The sequence below is a fragment of the Bradyrhizobium manausense genome (genome assembly GCF_018129685.1).
Classification (GTDB): Bacteria; Pseudomonadota; Alphaproteobacteria; order Rhizobiales; family Xanthobacteraceae; genus Bradyrhizobium; species Bradyrhizobium manausense_D.
The window spans coordinates 117,043-132,400 of sequence record NZ_JAFCLG010000009.1; the positions used below are offsets into that span (position 1 = coordinate 117,043).

Consider the following 15,358-nt stretch of genomic DNA (forward strand, 5'->3'; position numbering starts at 1 on the left):
GGCCTGGACACGGGCTGATTTTGCGATGATGCCATTATGCACCTGTTTTGCCCGACGGGTCAAACGATATTTCGGACATTCCGTATTTGACGCCGTGCAAGTTCCTGATCCGACTGGCGCCGGCTACTGTGCATGGGGTTGTTTTTGCGCGGTTTGCCGGGATGGCGCCGCGACCGTCAAGGCGGAGCGAGGGCTACAGCCACAAAATCTGCTTGCGGTAGCCGAGATCATCGAGCAGCGGCGTCGCCGGCCCCTGGTGGAACACCGCGCCGCGCTCCAGCGCGAAGACGCGGTCGGCCAGAGCCAGGACGAGGTCGAGATTGTGCTCGACGATCACGATCGACATGTGGCGGCGGAGCTGGTCGAACACCTTGAACAGCTCGAGCGTCACCGCCGGCGCGAGGCCCTCGAACGGCTCGTCGAGCAGCAGCAGGCGCACATTGCCCGACATCGCACGGGCGACCGCGACCATCTGCTGCTCGCCGCCGGAGAGATAGTCGGCCGCGACGTTCATCCGCTCCTTCAGGCGCGGGAAGGTGCCGAGGATCTGCTCCTCGTCCCAGACCACGCCGTCGCTGCCGTCAGTCTTGCGGGCAAGGCGCCCGAGCGCGAGGTTCTCGCGCACGGTCATGCCGGCGAACAGGCCGCGGCCCTGCGGCACGTAGCCGATGCCGCGACGGGCGATGTCGGGCGCGGCAAGGCTTGCGATATCCTCGCCGCGATAGGCGATGCTGCCCGAGGCCGCAGGCACGAGACCGGCGATGGTCTTCAGCAGCGTCGACTTGCCGGCGCCGTTGCGGCCGAGCAGCGCGACGATCTCGCCCTCGCGCACGTCGAGCGCGGCGTCGTTGAGGATGTGGCTCTTGCCGTAGAACGTGTTGACGCCATCGAGCCGCAGCACGGTCTGCCGTGCGCCGGCGCCGAGGTCGCTGCGCCGATGCTCGACGGCGGGAGTGCCCCTGCCGGTATAGATCTGCTGCACCCGCGGATCGGCCCTGACGGCGCCGGGGCAATCGGACATCAGCACCTCGCCCTGGTTCATCACGGTGACGATCTGCGAGAAGCCGAGCACACGATCGATGTCGTGCTCGACGATCAGCACCGGAATGTTGGCCGCGATGTTCTTGACGAGGTTCGACACCCGCTCGCGCTCGGCCGCGGCGAGGCCCGCGAGCGGTTCGTCGAGCAGCAGCACCTGCGGCTTGGAGCCGAGCGCGATGCCGAGATCGACCAGCCGCTGCCCGCCATAGGAGAGCTCGCCGCCCTCGATCTCCTCGATGCCTTCGAGGCCGAGGAATTTCACCAGCGCCGCGGTCTCGGCGTGGATGTCCTCGTACGCGTCGATGTCGTTCCAGATGTTGAAGCGCATGGCGCGCTGCGCCTGCAGCGACAGGCGGAGGTTCTCGTAGATGGTCAGCCCGCGAAACAGGTTGGTGATCTGGAACGAGCGCGCCAGCCCTTGATGGCAGATCAGGTTTGCCGGCACGCCGGCGATGTCGCGGCCCTGCAGGCGGATGGTGCCCCGGTCCGGCGCGTAGAGGCCGGAGACCAGGTTGAACAGCGTGGTCTTGCCGGCGCCGTTTGGCCCGATCAGCGCGTGGATCTCGCCGGCAGCGACCTTGAGGCTCGCATTCTCGACGGCGCGGATGCCGCCGAACTTCCGCGAGACGGCGCTGACCTCGAGCACGGTGCCCTTCAGCGACTCCGGCCGCAGAAAGTCGGGCAGTGGCAGACCGTCGTAGATCTTGCGCCGGCTCATTGCGGCCGTCTCTTCCGCAGGCGGTCGCAGACGCCGCATGATCAGCGCGCCGATACCGACAAGGCCGCCGGGCGAATACATCACGAAGGCCACGAAGGTGAGCCCGAACCAGAACAGCCAGTCCGACGTCCAGATCGAGAACAGCTCCCGGAACAGGATGAAGAACACCGCGCCGAGCGCGGGGCCGAGCAGGCTGCGCATGCCGCCGATCACGACCATCGCCAGCAGCTCGCCCGCAAACGGCACCGAGACCGCTTCGGCCGAGACCAGATAGTTCAGGAACGCGATCAGCGCGCCGGCAAGGCCGGTGACCACGGCCGACATCACGAACACCGCGAGCTTGTAGCGCTCGACCGGATAGCCCTGAAAGCTCGCGCGCAGCTGGTTCTCGCGGATCGCCACCAGCACATGCCCGAACGGCGAGCGCACCAGCCTCATCAGCACGTAGAGCACGGCGAGCGAGACGATCGCGACCACGACGTAATAGGCGAGCGCGCCGTCGAAGCTGATGGCGCCGATGCTGCCGCGTTTCAACCCGCCGAGCCCGTCCTCGCCGCCGGTGAGGCTCGTCCAGCGAAAGGCGGTGGTGTAGACGAGGGCGGCCAGCGCCAGCGTCAGCAGCGAGAAATAGACGCCGCGCCGGCGCAGGATCAGAACTCCGATGGCGGTTGCCGCGATCGCGACGACCACCGCCGATCCCAGCAGCGGCAGCCAGATCTGGTCGGGGAAGACGCGCAGCTGGATCAAGCCGGCCGCATAGGCCCCGATGCCGAACCATGCGCTGTGGCCGAACGAGACGAGGCCGGTGTAGCCGATGCAGAGGTTCAGCCCCATCGCCGCGATGGCCAGGCCGAGCATCCAGGTGCCGGTGTTGAGCGACAGGCCGAGCGTGCGCAGCAGGAACGGCAGCGCGATCACCGCAACAGTTGCGATCAGCAGCGGCCGCAGCCTTTCGATGGTCGTGGCATTCCTCATTCGAATTTCTCGATGCGCTCGCCGAGCAGGCCGCGCGGGCGCACCAGCAGCACCACGAACATCAGGATGTAGATCGAGGCTTCGCCGGCCGCCGGCTCGAAATGAATGGCGATGCCGCGCACGACGCCGACGAGAAGGGCAGCGATGATCACGCCCCAGAAACTGCCGAGCCCGCCGATCACGACCACGACGAAGGCGATGGTCATGATCTCCGCGCCCATGGCGGGGTGCACCGTCGTGATCGGCGCGAAGAACGCGCCGCCGAGCGCTGCAAGACCGACGCCGAGCATCACGATCGCGGTCATGTAGGGCTGCAGGCGAATGCCCAGCGCCGCGACCATGTCCGGCCGCTGGATGCCGGCGCGCACCACGCGCCCGAACGATGTCTTGTGCAGCAGCAGCCAGACCCCCAGCAGGATCGCTGCGACCACGCCAAGGATCAGCAGCCGATAGCGCGAGAACAGGAAGTCGCCGACGATGACTGAGCCGCGAAAGCTCTGCGGGATCTCGGTCGAGACCGGGGCCGCGCCCCAGATCATGCGGATCGCCTGCTCCGCGACCATGGCCACTCCGAACGTCACGAGCAGGCTGAGAATCGGATCAGCCGCGTAGAAACGGCGCAGGATGAAGCGCTCGAACAGGATGCCGAGCAGCGCCACGGCAAGCGGCGAAATCACCACGGAGGCGCCGAAGCCGAGACGGCTGGTCAGCTCGACGCAGAGGTAGGCACCGAGCGCATAGAACGCGCCATGCGCGAGGTTGACGATGCCGCCGACGGAGAAGATCAGCGACAGCCCGAGCGCGATGAGCAGATAATAGCCTCCGAGCACGAGGCCATTCACCACCTGTTCCAGCAAGAACTCGAACTGCATGTTGCGTCCTTGCCGCGCGCGGGCGCGTCAGGCCTTCATCTCGCAGGGGTTTTGCTCTTTGGTCGGGTAGATCGTCTCCAGCGGATCGTTCGCGGCGGGGACCGCATCGCCCAGGACCAGCATGTCCCACTGGTCCTTCATCTGCTCCTTCGGCTTGACCGTGAACGGATAGGCTTCCTGCACCAGCTGATGATCCCAGGCGCGGAAGTACGCCTTGCGCGCCTTGCCGATATCGAACTGCGCCTGCTTCTCGAAATAGGCGATCAGCTCGCCGCTGTCGGTCGACTTGGCGGTGTTGATGGCCTCCGCCAGCAGCTTCAGCGTGACGTAGTCGATCCAGGCGTGGTTCTCCGGCGGCTTGCCGTATTTCTTGCTGAACGCCGCGACAAAGGCCCGCGACATCGGATTGTCCAGCGTGTGATACCAGACCGTCGGCCAGGTGCCGCTCAGATTGCCCGCCCCGGCGGCCCAGGCGTCGCCGGTGTTGAGGTTGAAGCCGACCAGCGGATAGGGGAAGCCGAACTCGGCATATTGCTTGACGAGGTTGGTCACTTGGTTGCCGGCGAGATTGCAGCAGACCACGTCGGGCTTTGCCTGCCGCACCTTCAGCAGATAGGGGCTGAAGTCGGTGACATCAGTCGCGATGAGCTCGTCGCCGATCAGATTGGCATCATGCGCGCCGAAAAAGACTTTTGCGGCCTTCAGGAGATCGTGGCCGAATATGTAGTCGGCCGTGAGCGTGAAGAATTTCCTGCCCTTCACCATGCCCTTCTGCGACAGCGCGGTGCCGACCGCGTTCACCATGACGGTGTTCGGGATGTCGCAGTGGAACGAGTATTTGTTGCAGCTCTTGCCGCGCAGCGCGTCCGAGCGCGCGCCCGTCGAGAAGAACACCTTCTTGTTCCGCTCGGCCACCTGCATGATGGTCAGCGAGGACGCCGAGGAGATTTCGCCGAGCAGCACCACCGCACCGTCCTGCTCCAGCATGCGCTGCGCCTTGGTCGCGGCGGTCGCCGGATTGATCGAGTCTTCCGAAAGCAGGTCGATCTGCCTGCCCATGATGCCGCCGGACGCATTGATCTCTTCGGCTGCGAGCTTCACGCCCAGCTGCGCGTAGCTGCCGATCACGCCGAGAAAGCCGGTGAGCGGCGTCAGATGCCCGATCCGGATCTTTTCGGCCTGCGCCCTGACGATGGCGGGAAACCCGAGCGCGGTCGCACCAGCAAAGGCTGCGCCCGCGCGCAGCACCGTCCGTCGTGGATAGCGGATCATGTCTGTCTCCTCCGGGTGCATCGCGTGCCTCTCTTCAAGCCGTTTATCCGGTATTGTGAGAGGGCTTCTTTTAATGCTGGAGGATAATCCCGAACGCCATTGCCGGTGTCAACCGGCAAAATCGACGCCTGGGCTGCGCCCTAGACTTTCTGCGCAAGCGCCTTGTGCGCCCGGTCCTTGGCGCCGAATTCGGCCGACAGGCGGTCGGCGGCGGCCTGCACGACCTGCGCACCGGCGTGCAGCGCCTGGTTGGAGAGACGCCAGATCGGCCCGGAAATACCGAGCGCGCCGATCACCTGCCCGGTGAAATCCGTCACGGGCACGGCGACGCAGCGCACTTCCGGGTTGAACTCGCCATCGTCGAAGGCGACGCCGGTGCGTTGCACCTCGGCGATCTCGCGCATCAGCGCGCCGACATCGCTGATCGATTTCGGCGTCGACGGCTTCAGCTCCACGCGATCGATGAAGCGCTTCAGCTGCTCGGGGCGAAGCGACGCCAGAATGATCTTGCCGAGCGCGGTGCAATGGGCGGGCCTGACCACGCCGACGCGATCGGCGAGCTGGAACGCGCCGGGTCCGCTGGTGCGGGCGATGACAACGACAGCATCGCCCATTCGTACGGCAAAATGCCCGCTTTCGCCGGTCTGGCGCGACAGTTCCTCCAGCACGGGAGTAGCGACATTGACCATCTCGATCTCGTCGAGCGCGCTGGCCGCCAGCGCAAACAAGGGACGGCCGATGCGGTAGCGCTTGTTGTCCTTCTCCTGGCGGAGGTAGCCGAGCGAGGCCAGCGTCTTTGCGAGATGGAAGGTCGTCGAGTTGTGCAGGCCGACCAGCTTGCTGAGCTCGGCAAGGCCAATTCCCTCGCGATGGCGCGCCACCTCTTCGAGGATCGAGAAGGCGCGCCCGAGCGACTGCACGCCACCGCCGCGCTGCTTGTCGTCGGCTTCGTCGTCGCCAGCGGCCCTGGGGGCGGCGACCAGCTTTGCAATCGCCGCCTTGCGCGGGCTTGCAGGCTTCTCGCCGGTCGTCGGCTTGGTACGCGATCTCAAGGCCAAGGCCCCCTTCTCGTGAATCGACATGGCTCCGTTCTTGCGACAGTAGCACGCAACCGGCGCGGCCGTCGGCGCGGAGCTCACCGTTTCCGCAAAGCACGAGTCTATCACAATATAAATTGACGTACAGCATTATGAGAAATAGGCTGCCGGCGGCCCTGTGATGACCGGCCGCGTTCTCCGCATCGGTACAGAAGAAGTAGGCGGGCCGAGAGGGAGACCGGTTGATGTCGAAGAATATGCTCAATGGCGCGCAGGTCATTGTCGATTATCTGATCCAGGAAAAGGTGCCGCAGGTGTTCGGGCTCTGCGGCCACGGCAACATCCAGTTCATCGACGCGCTGTACGAACGCTCCTCCGACATCAAGACCATCTCCGTGCATCACGAGAGCGTCGCCGGCTTCATGGCGGATGTCTATTACCGCGTCTCCGGACGGCCGACCGCGACCTTCACGTCCTGCGGGCCGGGCTCGGCAAACCTGCCGATCTCCCTTGCCAATGCGTTTCTCGACTCCGTGCCGTTCATGGCGATCACCGGCAATGTGCCGACCAGCCAGTTCAACCGTGGTGCGTTCCAGGAGATGTACCGGCACTACCAGGCAGACTTCCCCTCCACCGTGCGCACGATGTGCAAGAAGGTGTTCCAGCCGACACGCGGGGAGATGGTGCCGCTTGCGATAAGACAGGCGTGGAAGACGATGGTGACGGGAAGGCCCGGTCCCGTCGTGGTCGACGTGCCCTTTGACGTCTTCATGGAATCGGCTGCGGAAGAAGCGCCGAAGGCGATCGAGTGGAGCGCGAACATCTCCAGTCGCTGCGGTGCCGACCCTGAGGGCGTCGAGAAGGCGGTCGACATGCTGCTCTCGGCCGAGCGCCCCGTGATGCTGGTCGGCCAGGGCGTGCGCTATGGCGGCGCTGCGGAGGAGCTGCGCAAGCTGGCCGAGCGGCTGCAAATTCCGGTCGCGGCGTCAGCGAGCGGCCTCGGTGCGATCGACGTCAACCATCCGCTCGCGCTCGGTCTCGTCGCGCGGGCCGGGCACTACCAGGCCAACCACGCCGCGCGCCAGGCCGACGTGCTGCTCGCGCTCGGTGTCCGCTTCGACGATCGCACCTCGAGCTCGTGGATTCCCGGCTATTCCTTCACGATCCCGCCGACGCGGCTGATCCATGTCGACATCGATCCCGAAGAGATCGGCCGCAATTATCCTGTCGCGCTGGGCCTGATGGCCGATGTCCGCACCTTCCTGCGCCAGGTGCATGCCGAACTCGATCGTCGCGACAACCTCTCCAAAAAGGCCGATGCCCGCAAGAAATGGCTGGCGCAGATCGACGGCTATCGCAAGGAATGGGACAAGTTCGTTGCGCCCGGCTTCTCCGATGACACTACGCCGATCAACCCACAGCGCGCCGCCGCCGAGATAGACAAAGCTCTGCCGGAGGATGCGATCCTCGTTTCCGACATTGGCGTGCACCACAACTGGCTGCTCGGCTTCTGCAAGCCGAAGCGACCGGACTCGCTGATCGGCTCGATGGGGTTTGGTCCGATGGGCTTTGGCGTGGCCGGCGTGATGGGCGCGAAGTTCGCGGCGCCCGATCGTCCCTGCGTGTCCGTCTGCGGCGACGGCGCCTTCTTCATGCACGCCAACGTGCTGGGCACGGCGGTCGAGTACAATCTGCCCGTGGTCTGGGTGGTCTGGAACAATTACGCCTATGCCTCGATCCGCGGGCTTCAGCGGGGCTATCTCGGTGGCCGCGAGCTTGCGACTGACTTCAGGCATCCGGAAACGGGCGAGCGCTACAATCCGGATTTTGCGGCGATGGCGCGCGCCTGTGGCGTCGAGGGCGTGCGGGTCGACCGTGCCGCCGACATCGGCGAAGCCATCCGCAAGGGCATCGCCGCCAATAGGCCTTATCTGATCGACGTCGACATCGCGGCCGACGTCAATCCTTCCGGCGCGGGCGTCTGGGAATTGCCGGGCCTCGGCCAGAGCAAGGCCGGCATCGGCACGCGCTTCCAGCCGGGCTGAGCACCGTTCGCAAAGGCAATCAACAGTAATATCCGGGAGATGGGAATGACGCTCGCAGGCAAGAAGGTCGTCGTGATCGGCGGCTCCTCAGGCATCGGCCTGGCCACGGCGGAGCTTGTAAAGAGCCAAGGCGCTGATGTCGTGATCGCTTCACGCAGCGCCGCGAAGCTGGATCCCATCGCCGAGCGGCTGAAGGTGACGGCGATTCCGACTGACGTCACCAACGACCAGAGCGTGGCCGAACTGTTCGAGCGCACGGGCCCGGTCGATCATGTGGTGCTAACGGCCGCGCAGCTTCGCACCGGGCCGTTCAAGACGGTCGCGATGGAAGACGTGCGGGCGACGATGGAAGGAAAATTCTGGGGCGCGTGGCGCGTTGCACGCGAGGCCGAGATCCGCGCAGGCGGCTCGCTGACGCTGGTCACCGGTTTCCTCAGCATTCGGCCAAGGCCTAACTCGGCGATCATCAGCGCCGCCAATGGTGCGCTGGAGTCGCTCGCCCGTGCGCTGGCGCTTGAGCTTGCGCCGGTGCGTGTCAACGCGGTGTCGCCGGGTGTTATCGATACGCCGATCCGGGCCGCGATGCCGGAGGCTGCGCGCAAGGAGATGCTGGCCAAGACGGCGGCCGCACTGCCGGTCGGCCGCGTCGGCATGGCCGAGGATATCGCCCAGCAGATCGCAAGCTTCATGAGCAATGGCTTTGCCACGGGCGCCATCGTCTATGTCGACGGCGGCGCGCTGGTGAACTAGGGAGCGGTAGCATGGCCGAAGCAGGCAACGGCGCCTTCATCCGCAACATTGCGGAAGTGCCCTGGCGCGAATTCCCCAACCATTTTGGCGGTGCGCTGTCGAAGCCGCTGGTGATGCCGGAGACCGCGGGCTCGCGCCGCATCGACTACCGCATCTCGATGTATCAGCCGATGGCCTATGTGGCGCGGCATCATCACAAGGTGCAGGAGCAGGTCTATCACGTGCTCGACGGCGAAGGACTGATGGAGATTGCAGGCAAGAACCATGTCGTGCGCAAGCATGACGTGATCTTCCTGCCGCCCGGCGTCGAGCACGCCATCTCGAATTCCGGCCTGACCGATCTCGTGTTCCTGGTGGTGACGTCGCCGGTGACCGACGACGAGAAACCGGTGTGAGCTTGTCGCTCGCCCTTCAGCGACGGCCACTCCGTGAGCTCGGCCGGCACGTCACATGCGATCGGCGATGCTTCCTTGAACATGCGTGTGGCCTCGGACGGCTTGGACTGCGGAGAATCCTGGGGCCGCCCGGTCAACGCACGTTAAACAAGCGGATTAAATCAGACGGCAATGAAGGCGAGCAGGGTGCCGTTGGCCCGGGCCGGCGGCACGACGACCGCAGCTCCGCTGCGGACGGCCGCCGAGCCGAGGGCCTTTTCTGTTGCCGCAAGATCGCCGCTGACGAGCACCAGTGCCGCGCCGCCGCGCTCGGAGAGACCTGCGAGCGGCACGCCCGGATAGCGTTTGCCGAGCTGGTCCAGCGTCAGATAGACGAAGTCGGCGCGGTCGCCGCCCGATGTCACGGCCACTGCGCCGTCGGCTTCTGCCGTGGCTTCGCGATCGATCAGCCGCGCCAGATGCGCCGCTTCCCTGGCAGGCTCGGGCGTCGCGATCAGCACCTCGCTGATCCGCTTCGCAGCATTGGCGTGCCTCATCAGCTCGGGGATCCATACTGTCTCGCGGGTCTTGTGCTGGCAGGCGAAGATGCGCACGCCGCCGGGCGCTTCCGCGGTCGGCCACATGAAGGTGCGGAATTTGGCGGCTGAGACGGTGCCGTCAGGCATTGTCACCGGCCGCTCGAAATCGGTCGGGCCGATCGGCGTGAAGCCGCGCGCGCGGATTTCCTCGGCGCCTTCGGCTGAATCGACCGCCGTGAAGGCGATGCGTTCGATCCCTTCGCCGTGCCGCTCGACAAAGGCGCGTGCCGGCGCATTGTGCTCGGTCGGCTCCAGCACGCCGAGCAGCTCCATATAGTCGGGGTCGAACATGATGGTGTAGTTGCCGGTGCCCATATGCGCGCTGTGGGTGCCGCGCGGCGACAGGGTGAAGCCGAGCGTCCGGTAGTTTTCGGCGGCGCTGTCGAGGTCTTTCACCATGACGACGGCGTGGTCGATACCGATGATGTTCTTGAGGGCCACTGTGATTTCCCCGGCAAGGATTGCAAACTGACGTGAGACCGCAAGGGCGGCCGCTCGCAATGTCTACGCCGGATGGGCGCGCAAGTCATTTTCAATTCGGCGGGAGATCAGGAATTTCATTCCGCAAGATCGGGCAATGACGCGCGGTGGCGTCAGCGATCCTGCTCGCCGATATAGGCGGCGAGGACGGCGCGTTCCTCGCTGGTCATCTCGGTGATATTGCCGGGCGGCATCGCCGTCGACCACGCGGCCACGCGGCCGATCAGGCGGATATTGCGGTGGATGTGCTCGGGCGCGTCGAGCAGAATGCCCTTCGGCGCGGTGACGATACCGGCCCACACCGGCTCGGCCGCGTGGCACATGCTGCAGCGGGACATCACGATCTCCTCGACATTGGCGAGCGTCGGCTGTGCCGACAGCGCGCCCGTCTTCACCTCGCGCGGACCGGCCGCGGAGAGGAAAAGGATCGCGACCGCGCCTGCGGCGGCGACGCCCCACACCCACCACGGCGATTTGCGTCCGGCATGGCCCTCGTTGAAGAAATGGCGGATCACCGGTCCCAGCGCCAGCACGATGGCAACGATGATCCAGTTGAAGCGCGTCGCGTAGAGCAGGGGATAGTGATTGCTGATCATCAGCACGACGACCGGCAGCGTCAGATAGTTGTTGTGGACCGAGCGCTCCTTGCTGGTCTTGCCGAGCTTGGGGTCGGGCGCCTGTCCTGCGATCAGCGCGGCGACGATTTTCTTCTGGTTCGGGATGATCACCGTGAAGACATTGGCGACCATGATGGTGCCGATCAGGGCGCCGATCTGGTTGAAGGCGCCGCGACCGCTCAGCACATGGGTGAACGCGAAGGTCAACACGACCAGGAACAGATAGCCGCCGATGGCGAACGGCAGTTCGCGCTGTGCGAGTCCGGTGCGACAGGCTGCCTCGTAGAGCAGCCAGGCCAGTGCGAGGCTGCCGAAGCTGAACAGTCCGGCCTGGAATGGCGTGAGGTCGAGGATCGACTTGTCGACCAGGAACAGGTCGGCGTCGAGATAATACACCACCACCATCAAGGCGAAGCCCGACAGCCAGGTGGTGTAGGCCTCCCATTTGAACCAGGTCAGCTCGTCCGGCATTTGGGCCGGTGCCACCAGATATTTCATGATCCGGTAGAAGCCGCCGCCATGGACCTGCCAGGCTTCGCCCAGCACGCCATCAGGCAGGTCGCTCCTGGGCCTGAGGCTGAGGTCGAGGGCGATGAAATAGAACGAGCTGCCGATCCAGGCGACCGCCGCGACCACGTGCAGCCAGCGCAGCAGCAGGCTCGCCCATTCCGATATGATCGATCCCCACATGATCACCCCATCGCTCGCGACGTCGATGCCGCGGCTTTGATGACCGCAACCCGCGGCCGTGCCCTCATAATCTGTTGCACCGATCCGCGCCATTTTCCAGTACGATGGGTCAACCCATCTGCACATCGTGCGGGCATGAGCTGACGTGGGATGCGGCAGGGAAAGTCCGGGAGGAAGACGACTTGAAAATCCATGTTTCGCCGCTGATGGTGCCAGCGTGGCTGGTGGTCGCCTGCGCCGGCGTGCAGGCCGAGCCTGTGCTGCAGGGCAAGGATGCCTATGGCAGCTGGCAGGCCGACAAGCCCGGCCTGGTCAGGCTGATCCGCCCGGAGGATCTGCCGAAGCCCGGAGCTTCGCCCTCGGTCGCCAATTTCACGCGGGTGACGTCGCGCGGCGGCGCCGCGCCGCTCGTGCCCGACGGCTTCAAGATCGAGCTCTTGGCTGACGGCCTCTCCGATCCACGTGTGCTGCGGGTCGCGCCGAATGGCGACATTTTCGTTGCCGAGACAGTGCCGGGGCGCATTCGCGTGCTGCGTCTCGGGGAAGGCGGCAGGGTTGCGACCAACGAAATCTTCGCCAGCGGGCTCATTCGTCCTTTCGGGATCGCCTTCTTTCCGAACGGCGACAATCCGCAATGGGTCTATGTCGCCAACGCCGGCAGTGTCGTCCGCTTTCCCTATCACGCCGGCGACCTGAAGGCGTCGGGCAAGGCTGATGTCGTGGTGGCAAACCTGGCGCAGGGATCGGGTCACTCCACGCGCGACATTGTGTTCACACCCGACGGCAAGCGCATGCTGGTGTCGGTCGGCTCCGCCAGCAATGTCGCTGAAGGCATGGGAAGCCCGCCGAGTGGGCTCGAGGCCTGGTCGCGCACGCAAGCGCTTGGCGCATCCTGGGGGTACGAGGCCGAGCGCGCCGCGGTGCTGTCCTTCACGCCCGAAGGCAAGGATCGAAAGCTCTATGCCACCGGCATCCGCAACTGTGTTGGCCTCGCGATCCAGCCGCAGACCGGCCTGCCCTGGTGCTCGACCAATGAGCGCGATGGCCTCGGCGACGATCTCGTGCCCGACTATGTGACCAGCGTGAAGGAGGGCGCGTTCTATGGTTGGCCCTGGTTCTACATCGGCGCAAACGAAGATCCGCGTCACGCCGGCGCGCGGCCGGACCTCAAGGACAAGATCACGGTGCCTGATGTACTGGTGCAGCCGCATTCAGCCTCGCTCGGCATGATCTTCTATCGGGGCACGCAGTTTCCATCCGAATACCAGGGCGACGCCTTCGCCGCAGAGCACGGCTCCTGGAACCGCTCGAAGCGGACCGGCTACAAGGTGATTCGTATCAGGATGAAGGATGGCAAGCCGACCGGCGCGTATGAGGATTTCGTCACGGGTTTTGTCGTGAACGACAGCCAGGTATGGGGACGGCCGGTCGGGATCGCGGTGGCCAAGGACGGCGCGCTGCTGATCTCGGAGGATACGGGCGGCACGATCTGGCGGGTGACGCACTGACGCCGAGCGAGCTCTCTTCGAAAGACCTACCCCCGCCTCACGCTCGCGCCGCCGTCCACCGGCAGCGTCACGCCGGTGATGAAGTTCGCTTCATCCGACGCCAGGAACAGCGCGGCATTGGCGACATCCCATCCGGTGCCCATCTTCTTGCGCAGCGGCACCTTGCTGTCGCGCTCGGCTTCGACTTCGGCGCGGGTCTTGTGCCATTCGCGGGCGCGGGTGTCGACGGCCATCGGCGTGTTCATCAGGCCGGGCAGGATGACGTTGGCACGGATGCCGTATTCGGCGTTCTGGTAGGCGAGCTGCTCGGTGAAGGCGATCATGGCCGATTTCGTCGCCTTGTAGGCGACGTAAGGGTAAGTGGTGATCGCCGCCATCGAGGAGATGTTGATGATGGCGCCGCTGTTCTGCGCGCGCATGATCGGGATCACCTCCTTGGCTGCGAGAATGCAGCTCTTCAGATTGATGGCGACGACTCGGTCGAACGCCTCTTCAGTCAGCTGAAGCAGCTCGGCATCGCCGCCGGCGAGGCTGACGCCCACGTTGTTGTGCAGCACGTCGATCCGGCCCCAGCGGACCTGCGCGTCCGCGACCATCGCCTTGATGTCGGCGGACTTGGTCACGTCGGCCTTGAAGGCCGCGGCGGTGCCTTGCTTCGCTGCAATCAGATCGACGGTTTCCTGCGCCGATTCCAGATGATGGTCGACGCAGAGCACCTTGGCGCCCTCGCGCGCGAAAGTGAGCGCGGTGGCGCGGCCGTTGCCCATGCCTTCGCCTGGGCTCTGGCCGGCGCCGACGACGATCGCAACCTTGTCCTTCAGGCGCATGTCAGTTCACTCCTGATATCGGGTACTGCTGGAGTACCTCTTTGTAAGTGGGCTCATTGTCGATCTTCATGGTCGCGAGCACGCGCACCACGGCGCAATAGAAGGCGATGGTGAGAACGAGGTCGACCATATGCTCGTCGGAAAGGTGCTGTTTGATCTCGGCGAAGGTCGCCTCCGACATCGCGAGCTCGCGCACCATCTCGCGGGCGCCTTTCAGGATCGCCTTGGCCAGCGGCTCGAGCTTCGACGGCTTGCCTTCGGTCTCCGCCATCAGGCCGGCGATGTCCTCGTCGGTGACGCCGAACTCCCTGCCGATCTTCACGTGATGGGTGAATTCGTATTCCGACTTCTCCATCCAGCCGACCTGGAGGATGGCGAGCTCGCGCAGGCGCGGATCGAGCTTGCTCTTGAAGCGGATGTAGCCGCCGATGCCGTTGAAGGCGCGCGCCATCTCCGGCGAGTTGATCAGCAGCTTGTGCAGGTTGGTGTTGCGCTTGAGCATGTCGCGATATTCGGGCGCGACCTGATCGGCCTCGAGATAGGGCAGGCGGGCCATTTTCGTGTTTCCTCTAGTGTTCCTGCGACTCGCGTTCGGGGGCTTGCAGCGTGACGCCGCCGTCGACGACCAGCACCTGGCCGGTGATGAAGCGGGCAAAGTTGCTGAGCAGGAATTTGACGGCGTGGCCGACGTCCCAGCCGGTGCCTTCGGTCTTCAGCACCGAGGCCCGGGCGCGCTGGGCACGGGCCTGCTCGCTCATGCCGCGGGCATAGACCATCGGCGTGTACATCGGTCCGGGACAGATGCAGTTGACTCGAATGTTTTCGCGGCCGTGATCGACCGCCATCGCGCGCGTCAGCCCGATGATGGCGGCCTTCGACGTCGTGTAGGTCGTGAGCCCGCGCGGCCGCAACGCCGAGATCGAGGAGATGTTGACGATCGCGCCGCCCTTCGCGGTCTTGATCATCGCGGGGATCGCGTGTTTCGACAGCAGGAACATGGTCTCGACATTGACCTGCATGACGCGGCGATATTGCTCGGGCGCTTCGTCGACCACGCTGCCGCGGCTGCCGATGCCGACATTGTTGTCGAGGAAATCGAGCCGGCCCCAGCGGTCGAGAGCGGCTTCAACGAGCTTCTTGCAATCCGCTTCGCTGGTAACGTCGCCGCCATGGGCTGCAGCCGCGCCGCCTTCGGCGGTGATCATCTCGACAGTGCGTTCGGCGAGCTTGAGCTCGCGATCGGCCACCAGCACCTTCGCGCCGGCGCGCGCAAGCAGGATTGCTGCAGCACGGCCGTTGCCGATGCCGTCGCCCGCGGCGCCACCTCCGCTGATCAGCGCCACCTTGCCGGCGAGGCCGGCATCGTCCTCAGGGCCCTGCATGTCGTTTCATCCCGATATTTTCGTGCAAGTTAGCAATGGCCTGCGGACGTGAGAAGGCCGGTCGTCGTGCGCCGATGTCATTGACATCGCATGGAATTGCATGCCGCCGCGCGGGATGGCCCGGAAATCCAGCAAGCTCGCTGTGGAACCGTCTTCACGTAACTGCGTTCA

At 65.1% G+C, this 15,358-nt stretch carries 13 protein-coding genes; 4 read left to right on the top strand and 9 right to left on the bottom strand.

All coding sequences use genetic code 11. The annotated features are described in order from the left end of the window. Positions 1-193 precede the first annotated feature (193 nt). The 4 genes from JQ621_RS21830 to JQ621_RS21845 form a co-directional block, all read right to left on the bottom strand. Complete coding sequence (locus JQ621_RS21830; protein ID WP_212236734.1) at positions 194-2,734, bottom strand: branched-chain amino acid ABC transporter ATP-binding protein/permease; 2,541 nt, start codon at positions 2,732-2,734, stop codon at positions 194-196. Further along, positions 2,731-3,606 (bottom strand): branched-chain amino acid ABC transporter permease, encoded by an 876-nt coding sequence (locus JQ621_RS21835; protein WP_212236735.1) that lies wholly within the window; start codon positions 3,604-3,606, stop codon positions 2,731-2,733. Before JQ621_RS21835 ends, JQ621_RS21830 begins: the two co-directional genes overlap by 4 nt. 27 nt (positions 3,607-3,633) lie before the next feature. Further along, positions 3,634-4,878 carry an ABC transporter substrate-binding protein gene (locus tag JQ621_RS21840; RefSeq protein WP_212236736.1) on the bottom strand — a complete coding sequence of 415 codons (1,245 nt, stop codon included), beginning with the start codon at positions 4,876-4,878 and terminating at the stop codon, positions 3,634-3,636. Between the two features lie 140 nt (positions 4,879-5,018). Continuing rightward, the gene (locus tag JQ621_RS21845; RefSeq protein ID WP_249125452.1) at positions 5,019-5,960 is read right to left on the bottom strand and encodes an IclR family transcriptional regulator; all 942 of its coding nucleotides are present in this window, start codon (positions 5,958-5,960) and stop codon (positions 5,019-5,021) included. Between the two features lie 200 nt (positions 5,961-6,160). Between JQ621_RS21845 and JQ621_RS21850 the strand changes: the two genes are divergently transcribed. Genes JQ621_RS21850 through JQ621_RS21860 form a run of 3 tightly spaced genes read left to right on the top strand, consistent with a single transcriptional unit; the run spans position 6,161 to position 9,105 of the window. Beyond that, positions 6,161-7,960, top strand: coding sequence for a thiamine pyrophosphate-binding protein (locus tag JQ621_RS21850; RefSeq protein ID WP_212236737.1), 1,800 nt, complete (start codon positions 6,161-6,163; stop codon positions 7,958-7,960). 45 nt (positions 7,961-8,005) lie between these two features. After that, positions 8,006-8,710: an SDR family oxidoreductase gene (locus JQ621_RS21855; RefSeq protein ID WP_249125453.1), complete on the top strand. Its 705-nt coding sequence runs from the start codon at positions 8,006-8,008 to the stop codon at positions 8,708-8,710. A gap of 11 nt (positions 8,711-8,721) precedes the next feature. Further along, complete coding sequence (locus JQ621_RS21860; RefSeq protein WP_212236739.1) at positions 8,722-9,105, top strand: cupin domain-containing protein; 384 nt, start codon at positions 8,722-8,724, stop codon at positions 9,103-9,105. A gap of 161 nt (positions 9,106-9,266) precedes the next feature. Here JQ621_RS21860 and JQ621_RS21865 read toward each other — a convergent pair whose 3' ends face one another. Further along, positions 9,267-10,124 carry a VOC family protein gene (locus JQ621_RS21865; RefSeq protein ID WP_212236740.1) on the bottom strand — a complete coding sequence of 286 codons (858 nt, stop codon included), beginning with the start codon at positions 10,122-10,124 and terminating at the stop codon, positions 9,267-9,269. Positions 10,125-10,276: 152 nt separating this feature from the next. Continuing rightward, the gene (locus tag JQ621_RS21870; RefSeq protein WP_212236741.1) at positions 10,277-11,470 is read right to left on the bottom strand and encodes a urate hydroxylase PuuD; all 1,194 of its coding nucleotides are present in this window, start codon (positions 11,468-11,470) and stop codon (positions 10,277-10,279) included. Between the two features lie 206 nt (positions 11,471-11,676). Between JQ621_RS21870 and JQ621_RS21875 the strand changes: the two genes are divergently transcribed. After that, complete coding sequence (locus JQ621_RS21875) at positions 11,677-12,978, top strand: PQQ-dependent sugar dehydrogenase (protein ID WP_212236865.1); 1,302 nt, start codon at positions 11,677-11,679, stop codon at positions 12,976-12,978. 26 nt (positions 12,979-13,004) lie between these two features. Here the strand turns inward: JQ621_RS21875 and JQ621_RS21880 are convergent, their stop codons facing one another. From JQ621_RS21880 to JQ621_RS21890, 3 genes are read right to left on the bottom strand one after another with little or no spacing between them, the layout of a single operon-like run. Next, the gene (locus JQ621_RS21880; protein ID WP_212236742.1) at positions 13,005-13,805 is read right to left on the bottom strand and encodes an SDR family NAD(P)-dependent oxidoreductase; all 801 of its coding nucleotides are present in this window, start codon (positions 13,803-13,805) and stop codon (positions 13,005-13,007) included. A 1-nt stretch (position 13,806) separates the two neighbouring features. Further along, positions 13,807-14,361: a carboxymuconolactone decarboxylase family protein gene (locus JQ621_RS21885; protein ID WP_212236743.1), complete on the bottom strand. Its 555-nt coding sequence runs from the start codon at positions 14,359-14,361 to the stop codon at positions 13,807-13,809. Between the two features lie 13 nt (positions 14,362-14,374). Beyond that, entirely contained in the window at positions 14,375-15,187 is an 813-nt protein-coding gene (locus tag JQ621_RS21890) for an SDR family NAD(P)-dependent oxidoreductase (protein WP_212236744.1), read from the bottom strand. Positions 15,188-15,358: the final 171 nt, after the last annotated feature.

Coding starts and splice junctions, on each gene's coding strand:
- JQ621_RS21875 (WP_212236865.1), top strand. CDS start 11,677: ATGGTGCCAGCGTGGCTGGTGGTCGCCTGCGCCGGCGTGCAGGCCGAG.
- JQ621_RS21870 (WP_212236741.1), bottom strand. CDS start 11,470: ATGTGGGGATCGATCATATCGGAATGGGCGAGCCTGCTGCTGCGCTGG.
- JQ621_RS21885 (WP_212236743.1), bottom strand. CDS start 14,361: ATGGCCCGCCTGCCCTATCTCGAGGCCGATCAGGTCGCGCCCGAATAT.
- JQ621_RS21830 (WP_212236734.1), bottom strand. CDS start 2,734: ATGAGGAATGCCACGACCATCGAAAGGCTGCGGCCGCTGCTGATCGCA.
- JQ621_RS21880 (WP_212236742.1), bottom strand. CDS start 13,805: ATGCGCCTGAAGGACAAGGTTGCGATCGTCGTCGGCGCCGGCCAGAGC.
- JQ621_RS21835 (WP_212236735.1), bottom strand. CDS start 3,606: ATGCAGTTCGAGTTCTTGCTGGAACAGGTGGTGAATGGCCTCGTGCTC.
- JQ621_RS21850 (WP_212236737.1), top strand. CDS start 6,161: ATGTCGAAGAATATGCTCAATGGCGCGCAGGTCATTGTCGATTATCTG.
- JQ621_RS21845 (WP_249125452.1), bottom strand. CDS start 5,960: ATGTCGATTCACGAGAAGGGGGCCTTGGCCTTGAGATCGCGTACCAAG.
- JQ621_RS21890 (WP_212236744.1), bottom strand. CDS start 15,187: ATGCAGGGCCCTGAGGACGATGCCGGCCTCGCCGGCAAGGTGGCGCTG.
- JQ621_RS21855 (WP_249125453.1), top strand. CDS start 8,006: ATGACGCTCGCAGGCAAGAAGGTCGTCGTGATCGGCGGCTCCTCAGGC.
- JQ621_RS21860 (WP_212236739.1), top strand. CDS start 8,722: ATGGCCGAAGCAGGCAACGGCGCCTTCATCCGCAACATTGCGGAAGTG.
- JQ621_RS21840 (WP_212236736.1), bottom strand. CDS start 4,878: ATGATCCGCTATCCACGACGGACGGTGCTGCGCGCGGGCGCAGCCTTT.